This is a genomic window from Candidatus Margulisiibacteriota bacterium, assembly GCA_028715625.1.
Lineage (GTDB): Bacteria > Margulisbacteria > Riflemargulisbacteria > GWF2-35-9 > GWF2-35-9 > JAQURL01.
Map to the genome: position 1 here is coordinate 1 of JAQURL010000091.1, position 8,565 is coordinate 8,565.

Consider the following 8,565-nt stretch of genomic DNA (forward strand, 5'->3'; position numbering starts at 1 on the left):
TCCAGATCATTGTAATTGGAACCGATAAAAAACCAAGAGGAATTGTCACCTGAGATAAAACAGTAAGTGAATTAATCTGAATATCAAATCCAAAAAAAGGACTGGCTGTAATAAAAGCAACCATTAGCTGAAATAGAAGTTTGGGAAGTGCCCTGATACCCAGAAGATCATCCAGAAAACCAAAAAAAGTGATCAGTGTAGAACCGACAATAACACCGCGTATAAACGGAGAATAAATATCTATGGTTAAAACAAGAATAAAAAAAATACAAAACATGGCCAGGCCACCCACACGGGGTTTGGAGTATTTATGCACTTTACGGCCATTGGGAGTGTCCAGGATTTTCCAGGAAATAGCCCTCTTAATAATGGGTGGAGTAATTAATGCTGTGAGGATTAAAGCAGCGAGAAAATATCCGCAAATTTGTAATATTAGCCAGTAATTCATAAATATATTATAAACATATCCGTGTTATTCGGATATATTTGTATTGTATTATCAGTAGGAGGATTGTGTCAAAATTATAATTAGCGGCAAATTGCGAGCAGTGTTCTGGCTGATGATTTCTGTGTGCCGTTTAGGGCAGTAATTATAGCAATATATGTATCATTGGCTAATACATTGCCATTTGTATTCCTGCAATCAAAAAATACTTTGTTATAACCTGATTTCGCTCCGGTATTGCCGGCGGTTATATTTTTTGACCAGATTCTTTTTCCAGAAAGATCATAAACATACAGCTGAACATTGGCATCTGAATTAAGATAATATCCGAATTCCGTACCATTATTATTTATGACAGGATTAGGATAATTTAAAAAATTTGAGATACTGAGAAGGCTTCCAGAAGTTTGAACATGGATTATAGAGCTTATATCAAGTTTGCCGTAACCTGTATACTTGTCCCAACCGGCTAATTTTTCTCCGTTATTTAACGGGTCCACAATATCGGTACATTTCGAATATAAAACGGAACTCACATGGTTGTCACCGCTTGTTTTCATTAAATATCCCAGAATACCTGAAATATATCCGGCAGACATGCTGGTGCCGCTTACCTTTTTGAATTGATTATTAAAATAAGTTGTAAGTACATCCATTCCCAGACAACTGGCTGAGATAAAGGAGCCGTAGTTGCTGAAGCTGGCCAGATGATCGCTGGAATCCAGGGAGGACACACCGACAACTCCGCTAAATCCTGCGGGGTACATGGTTTGTTCTTCACCATAATTGCCGGCGCTGGCTATAATTATCACCCCTTTGCTCAGAGCGTTTTCAATAGCCAGTTGTAAAATTTCGGTGGTGTAGTAATAACCGAAACTACAATTGATGATTTTAACGCCCATATTTACGGCATAATTAATGGCGCAAGCTATAATGAATTGTGAGCTCTGTCCCTGACTGTTAAAGGCCTTGATCGGCAGGATTTTTACAGTGCCCATACTATTCCTTGCCACAATACCTGAAATAAGTATGCCGTGACCGTAGTCATCCTGTACATTCCCATTATTATCAATAAAGTTATATCCCTGAACATCGTCGATAAAACCGTTTTGATCGTCATCTATTCCATTGTCAGGAATTTCTTTGGAGTTAATGTAAACATAGGGTTGCAGGGAGTTGTTTTGTAAGTCCATTCCGCTGTCTATTACAGCAACCAGTATCGGATCGCTTTGTTGTTCATGAGTTAACCAAAAACTGTCCGCCTGGCTATTGCCGATATCAGCATCTTTTATCCACAAGCTGTGCAGCTCCATGGGCTTGTCTTCTTCCATACGGACCTGGGCATCCTGCATTGTAAGCGAATTCAAGGAAGTATTCTTTTCACTTGAAAAAAACAGGATGTTTTTATTAGTGTCACTAAAAGCTATTACGCTGCTGCCGTGACGCTCAATAGTTATATTTCCCAAACAAAAGGCAAGAAGAATAAAAGAAAGGATGATAATTTTTTTCATCAGAATTGGTCTCCGAATACATAACTTACTTTAAGCAGGGAATTTTGGGCGTAGATTTCATTAAAGTTCATTTCGTATTGTATCTGCATGTGCTGGTATTCCAGTGTAAGAGCTACCTGAGCCTGGTCCATGTTTTGCAGCGGTAATTTGCAGGATGCCTGCAAGCCCTCGAACAGATTGATGCTGCCCTTGATATATGGTGAATTATTATTATGTATATAGCTGAACTGTACAGGGTTAAAAAGCAGCGATAAAAAGTAAACATAACTTTGTGGTATGCAATCTGATATTTGATCGTTCCAGTTGAAGATTGTTCCGGCAATGTCGTTTAAAGCCAGCCCGGTTACGACGTTATCCGAATATTTATAAATGACCCCGGCATCCAGTCCAAAGGCAGTAACGCTTTTATCACCCAATTTTTGATAATAGAATTTATTGCTTATACCCCAGCAGATATCATTAACAAGAGAATTCTGCCCAAGGGTAAGAATAACCCCGGCCTTTTGATGGCTGAAACTGGAAGCGGTTTTAAAAGTACCGTCTGTGTCCTGATAGGTTTGCGAAATATTACCGATAGTATCATTTTTGAAGCTCAGTCCTACTTTGACAGAAGAAAAAGGCAGAGTCAGATAGAGATTATTACTTTGCCACTGGGAATCAAGTTTATTGGCCTGTAAAACGCTGAGTTTCAAGGGTTCCCAATTAATTACTGCCGGGTTCTCAAAAATTGACAAACCTGTTTTATCATTACTGAAACCGGCCTCTTTAAGATAATCATAGTTTAGCTCGGCAGCTAAAGTTAATGACAAAAAAATTGCGAAAAAAATCCCCCGCTTAAACAGAAAATAACCCCCTGTGAAAAAACTGAATTACAGAGAGGTTATGCCCGTAATATGGTTCTTTTAAACCTGTTTTTTAATGTTAATTTTCTTTGCTGATATGAATGCCGATTTTTATTAGCTTATTGATAATGTCCGAATCAAGTTTAATGCATTTATTCAGCAATACTTTTACCTGATCAGCATGATTTTTATCCCAAAGTTTATAATCCTTGAAGATGGTTACAAGGGTCAGATTTTTATATAAAATATTTTCGAACTTGGCTGCCAGAACTATAAGCAGGGCAAGATCATTCATGGCATCCTGATTATTATCTTTTAAGATCAAATTTTCTCTTGTAAAAATATGCATCCCTAATTTTTCAATAAAAAGTTTATTTTTATCCGGCACATTACATGCCTTAGAAATAAGTGTTTCCAGGATTTTAGCGCTTTTTTCCAAATCTAGAGGTTGTTTTTTCCGTGGGAACAGTGAATACGACTTATATAAAGGATTATTATCTTGCAAAATGGATATGTATCTGCTTATATCATCTATAGAAACATTATCCATATTGTCCCATTTATCATAGAATTCGCTTTGTTTTTGTTCTGCCGCAACATACCCCAGCTTTTGCAGAAGGTTTAAAATTCCTCTTTTTATATCCGACAAACTGATAACCGACACCTGATATTCAGCCTCCCAGTTCAACCTTCTTTCTAATGCGTCATACATTATCGTGTTTGTTGCGACATGTTTTTTCGCAGACATTGTTCCAAATCGTGTTTTATCTATTGTTAACAAAAAAATAGGGTTCAAATATGACTCCTGAGTAGAAAATCCTGATTTTAAATCCGACCATAGTTTTTGCAGAAATATTGCATCGGTTTGTATCGCGATAACTTTATTATTCATTAACTGACCTCCTTGAAATGGATCATAAAATTATCGGTCGGTCAGCGTAGAAATATACTTATAAATTTTGATGGATTACATAAGCACGTCTACCGGATCAACATCATAAATCATCCTGGAGGAAAATTTTGAGCTGACCAGGCTTTCCTGCAGTTGTTTTTTCAAAGGTTCAGTATTATATGAACCGGGAATTTTAATAATAAAATGCCAACGGAACCTGTTCTTTATTTTGTTAATTAATGAAGGTATGGGATTTAAAAACTCCAGTTTGCTGAAATTTTTGCTTAAAAATTTGTGAAAGGATTCAAGTTCTTCTTCTACTTTTTGAGCATCCCTGTTTTCAAAAGAAATTCGTATTAATCTTGTAAACGGTGGGTTCTGGGTTTCTTTGCGTATTTGCAGCTCATGTTTAAAAAAAGCTTCGTAATTATTTTCCACAGCGTATTTAATAGCATCATGTCCTGGATTAAAAGTTTGCATTAAAACCGTACCCTTTTTGCTTCCCCGGCCTGAACGGCCGATAACCTGGGTCAGCAGATCGTAGGTTCTTTCCGCTGCGTAGATATCAGGCAGGCACAGGTTTAGATCTGCGTCTATTACGCCCACCAACGTAACCTCAGGAAAATGGTGCCCCTTGGCAATCATTTGTGTACCGACAAGAATATCAATTTCTTTTTGTTCGAAAGCTTTCAGTGTGTCTTCCAGATAATGCGCTTTGGCTGATATATCGCTATCCAACCTCTTTATCCGGGCATAAGGAAATGTTTTTTTTAACTCCTGTTGCAGGGCCTGAATACCTTTACCGAATCTGGTCAGTTTAAATGACTTGCAATTAGGACAAACTTCAATTTTTTCCTGGATCAGACCGCAGTAATGACACTTCAGCTGATTATTTTCATGCAGGGTCATTGTCACGGAACATCTGCGGCACAAAACCGGTTCGCCGCAGTCTTCACAACGCAGGGATTTTACAAGTCCGCGTTGATTGAAAAGCAGGATGACCTGTTCTTTTTGTTCCAGTGTCTTTCTTATTTCTTTAACCAGCTCGAGTGTGAGCAAATTTTTTGGATAAGAACTGTTTTTCAAATTGATAATTCTTACATCCGGCAAAGGTGTTTTTGTAAAACGTTTATTGAGTGTGGAAATTATAAAATGTTTCCTGGCCAGATAATAAGTTGATATCAATGGAGTGGCAGTACCAACTACCAACTGGGCTTTATGTATTTCCGCTTTCTTAAAGGCAACTGCCTTGGCGTTATAGCGTGGGGTTTGTTCCTGCTTATAGCTGTTTTCCTGTTCTTCATCGATTACGATTAACCCCAGGCTCTGGATAGGAGTAAACACCGCTGACCTTGCCCCGATAACAATGGAAAGCGGGGAATGATAAATTTTTAACCATGCTTCCATTCGTTCTTTTGGTGTCAGTTGTGAGTGAAGCAAAATAACCTTGTCACCGAAATTTTTTTGCAATTTTTCATAAATACTGTAGCTCAGGGCAATTTCAGGGACCAGATAAAGACTACTTTTTCCTTGACTAAAATAATGAGCTATAGTTTTTATATAAATTTCCGATTTACCGCTGCCGGTAATGCCTTGTATCAGATGATTCTTCTCTTTGTTTGTTATTATGGTTTGAAAAACCTTTTCCTGCTCTGCGGTCAATGTATTAAAACTATATTCTACCTGCAGGCTTTCAGAAGTTTTAATTTTCTCAAAATCAATTTTAAAATTTTTGAGATTTTTGGCTCCGGCAGGCAGAACAGATTTCAGGACTAAAGACAAAGGAACAGCATAATATCTGGATATCCATTCCAGAAGCTCTACAACTCTGTCGTCAAAAAAAGAATATTCGGATTTAAGCGAACTGATTTCTTTTAATTCGTAATTTTTCTTTTCCCATGTTTTCTGTAGACGATAAATATACCCCAGTACATTGCGGTTTTTAACAGGAACTTCTACAGCCTGGCCAATTTTTACTTTATCGGCCAAATGTTCGGGTACCTGATAACTGAGGGATTTTTGTATCTGCTGAGCTAATAGTACCTCTGCATACACGCTTGGCGTTGATTAATCTTTATCTTCAGCGATATCTGCTACAGCCTCAGGAAATGCTTCAATTTCCACTTCAGGGTCTACTACTTCGTCCTTTTCCGTATCATCGATTATTTCTTCTTCCAATACCGCGTCAGCATCAATAACCTCTTCTTCATCTTCTTCCAGTTTTTCTTCTTCAACCATGTTAAAGGTCATTTTCGGTCTGTGGGAACTGACTTCGGCAAGTTCGGGATATTTTACAGAATCATACAGTGTGTCTAATGTATCCTCTTCTTCTTTAAGGTCTATTTTTTTATTTTGAGTAACATCAATAGTGATAAGGTTTTTATTAAATTCCTTAATGGCTTCCATGATAGGTCTCTTGTCTTGTTCTTTGGGGTCTTCAATAAGACAGTTGCCCTCCTCCATAATCTCCTTAGCTCTCTTGGCAACGGCATATGTAAATAAAAATTTGTCATATTTCTTATTCATTCTTTTGCTCCTTTTCTTTAATTAATTTGTAGATGTTTTCAACAGTAGACTCTATTCTAGCATTAATCAGTGAATAATTAAAATACGAAGAATCTGTTAATTCCTTACGGGCGTTATCAAAACGTATTTTAAGGCTTTTGGGATCTTCAGTGCCTCTGTTTTCCAGTCTGTTAATAAGCTCGGATAAGGATGGCGGGATAAGAAAAAAACTGATATGAGGATATTTTTTTTCTTCAAATAACGATATAAGGCTCTTGGCCCCCTGCACATCCACTTCAAAGATAATTTTTTCACCGTTTATCAGCTTGTTAACATAATCCATACTTGTTCCATAAAAATTTTTATGTACTTCCGCCCACTCGGCAAACCCTTTATTTTTTTCTATCTTTTTGAATTCTTCCACGCTTATAAAATGATAATCGATACCGTTTTTTTCATGCTTTCTTGCCTTTCTGGTACAATATGAAACAGAAAGACTAAAGTTTTTGTCTTTTTCCAGCAATTTATTGATAATAGTTCCTTTACCAACACCTGAGGGTCCTGAGATTATTACACCCAACCCTTTTTTGCTTTTTTTCTTTGTTTTTTCCATAGATGGCTAATAATATAGCAAAGAATGGAATATCGGGCAATTAAATTTCAGCAGATAAGCCTTGTTTAGAATTCATCTATAGCACATTTCTCAACAAGCCCAATATTGACATGAATTTAAAAACCATTGATAATACATAAAGATTTTTTTAATTGTATAAAAGGAGCTATAACTCATGAAAATTTTTGACCTGCTTTTTGGTAAAATGTCCCACGATATGGGAATAGATTTGGGCACTGCCAATACTCTGGTATATATAAAAGGCCAGGGAATTGTTTTAAGAGAACCTTCGGTTGTAGCGATTGATCAGAAGACCAATGCCACCCTGGCTGTGGGCAATGAAGCCAAGCAGATGGTCGGCCGTACTTCCGGAAGTATTATTGCCGTAAAACCTTTGGAAGACGGAGTTATTTCCAACTTTGAAGTTACGGAAACCATGATCCGTTATTTTATTGAAAAGGTGCATAACCGTAAAAGATTTTTAAATCCCCGTGTGATTGTTGGTGTTCCTTCCGGTATAACCGGTGTGGAAAAACGCGCTGTACTGGATGCTATATTGCATGCCGGTGCCAGAGAAGCGTACCTGATAGAAGAACCCATGGCTGCTGCCATAGGTTGCGGTCTTCCGGTTTCTGAGCCCACAGGCAGTATGATAGTGGATATTGGTGGTGGTACAACTGACGTTGCTGTTATTTCGTTAGGTGGAATAGTTGTGGCCAAATCTGTGAGAATTGCCGGAGATGAAATGGATCAGGCTATTATCGATCATTGTCGCGATAATTATCGAATTCTTATCGGTGAACGGACTGCTGAAGATATAAAGCTCAAAATAGGTAGTGCCGCTCCCTTAGACGGTATAGATGAAGAAACCATGGAAGTGATCGGCCGAGACCTGGTAACCGGTCTCCCCAAGAATTTTACTCTTACAGCCGGCGAAGTACGTGAAGCGCTGAGCGAGACAATTAACGCTATACTAAATACTATTCGCGGTGTTCTGGAACAGACACCTCCTGAACTTTCATCCGATATAATGGAAAAAGGCGTAGTCCTGGCCGGTGGCGGCGCATTGCTCAAGGGTCTGGATAAATTCATCGAACGTGAAATTTATATCAAGGTTGTAATTGCCGATGATCCGCTGTCCTGCGTAGCTTACGGTACTGGTAAGGCTTTGGAAGAAATGGACATTCTGAAAAAGGTATTATTCTCCGAATAATTTGGGCGACCTAACGGTCGGCCATAACTCATCCCCGGCTCTTCTCTTACAAAGAGAAGGGAGACTACCCCTTCGTGCTTCGCTGTTGCTCAGCACACCTCCCCTTTTAAATGGGAGGAAAACTTAATTCTTTTTGGAAAGAATTTAAATCAATAAACTTTTAGAAAAGTTTCAAAATTCTATTCTCTTTTCTTTGTCGCCATCAAATCGAAAATTCTTTAGAAAAGAATAGAGAATTTGGTCAAAGGCTTTTCCCAAAAGCCTTTTCTCTACTCCCCTCTCTTATCAAGAGAGGATCGGGGGCTTGCCTCGGCGTAGCCTTGGCGAAGACGGGTGAGTTACAAGCTTAATGAAAAATTATGCTGCACTCCCAGGCCATTTATCACTGTAGAGTAGCCAAGCATCATATTGTTCAGAAGGAACGATAAACCCAGGGATAGATTGTCGCCATTCAGGCCGGCCTGCAATGCAATACTTGGATCAAGCTGATAATTTACTCCATATTTCATTAATACGCTGTTATATGTACCGCTTAGAAAAATAT

Annotated in this window: 9 protein-coding genes; 1 reads left to right on the top strand and 8 read right to left on the bottom strand. The window is 38.2% G+C overall.

Annotated elements, in window-relative coordinates; translation table 11 throughout:
- From PHV30_11220 to gmk, 7 genes are all read right to left on the bottom strand, one after another.
- Positions 1-448, bottom strand: a 448-nt coding sequence (locus PHV30_11220) for a hypothetical protein (GenBank protein MDD5457583.1), incomplete at its 3' end; no start/stop codon positions are given.
- Between the two features lie 80 nt (positions 449-528).
- Positions 529-1,956 carry a S8 family serine peptidase gene (locus PHV30_11225; GenBank protein ID MDD5457584.1) on the bottom strand — a complete coding sequence of 476 codons (1,428 nt, stop codon included), beginning with the start codon at positions 1,954-1,956 and terminating at the stop codon, positions 529-531.
- Positions 1,956-2,765, bottom strand: coding sequence for a hypothetical protein (locus tag PHV30_11230; GenBank protein MDD5457585.1), 810 nt, complete (start codon positions 2,763-2,765; stop codon positions 1,956-1,958). Before PHV30_11230 ends, PHV30_11225 begins: the two co-directional genes overlap by 1 nt.
- Before the next feature lie 112 nt (positions 2,766-2,877).
- Positions 2,878-3,690 (bottom strand): hypothetical protein, encoded by an 813-nt coding sequence (locus PHV30_11235; GenBank protein ID MDD5457586.1) that lies wholly within the window; start codon positions 3,688-3,690, stop codon positions 2,878-2,880.
- A gap of 75 nt (positions 3,691-3,765) precedes the next feature.
- Positions 3,766-5,745 (bottom strand): primosomal protein N', encoded by a 1,980-nt coding sequence (gene priA / locus PHV30_11240; GenBank protein MDD5457587.1) that lies wholly within the window; start codon positions 5,743-5,745, stop codon positions 3,766-3,768.
- Between the two features lie 12 nt (positions 5,746-5,757).
- Positions 5,758-6,216: a DNA-directed RNA polymerase subunit omega gene (locus PHV30_11245; protein ID MDD5457588.1), complete on the bottom strand. Its 459-nt coding sequence runs from the start codon at positions 6,214-6,216 to the stop codon at positions 5,758-5,760.
- The gene (gene gmk / locus PHV30_11250; GenBank protein ID MDD5457589.1) at positions 6,209-6,808 is read right to left on the bottom strand and encodes a guanylate kinase; all 600 of its coding nucleotides are present in this window, start codon (positions 6,806-6,808) and stop codon (positions 6,209-6,211) included. Before gmk ends, PHV30_11245 begins: the two co-directional genes overlap by 8 nt.
- A gap of 175 nt (positions 6,809-6,983) precedes the next feature.
- On the opposite strand from gmk, the gene PHV30_11255 reads away from it, so the two are divergent.
- Positions 6,984-8,021, top strand: a complete 1,038-nt coding sequence (locus tag PHV30_11255; GenBank protein ID MDD5457590.1) for a rod shape-determining protein — start codon at positions 6,984-6,986, stop codon at positions 8,019-8,021.
- A gap of 338 nt (positions 8,022-8,359) precedes the next feature.
- Here PHV30_11255 and PHV30_11260 read toward each other — a convergent pair.
- The coding region (locus PHV30_11260; GenBank protein MDD5457591.1) for a hypothetical protein at positions 8,360-8,565 on the bottom strand (206 nt) is incomplete at its 5' end.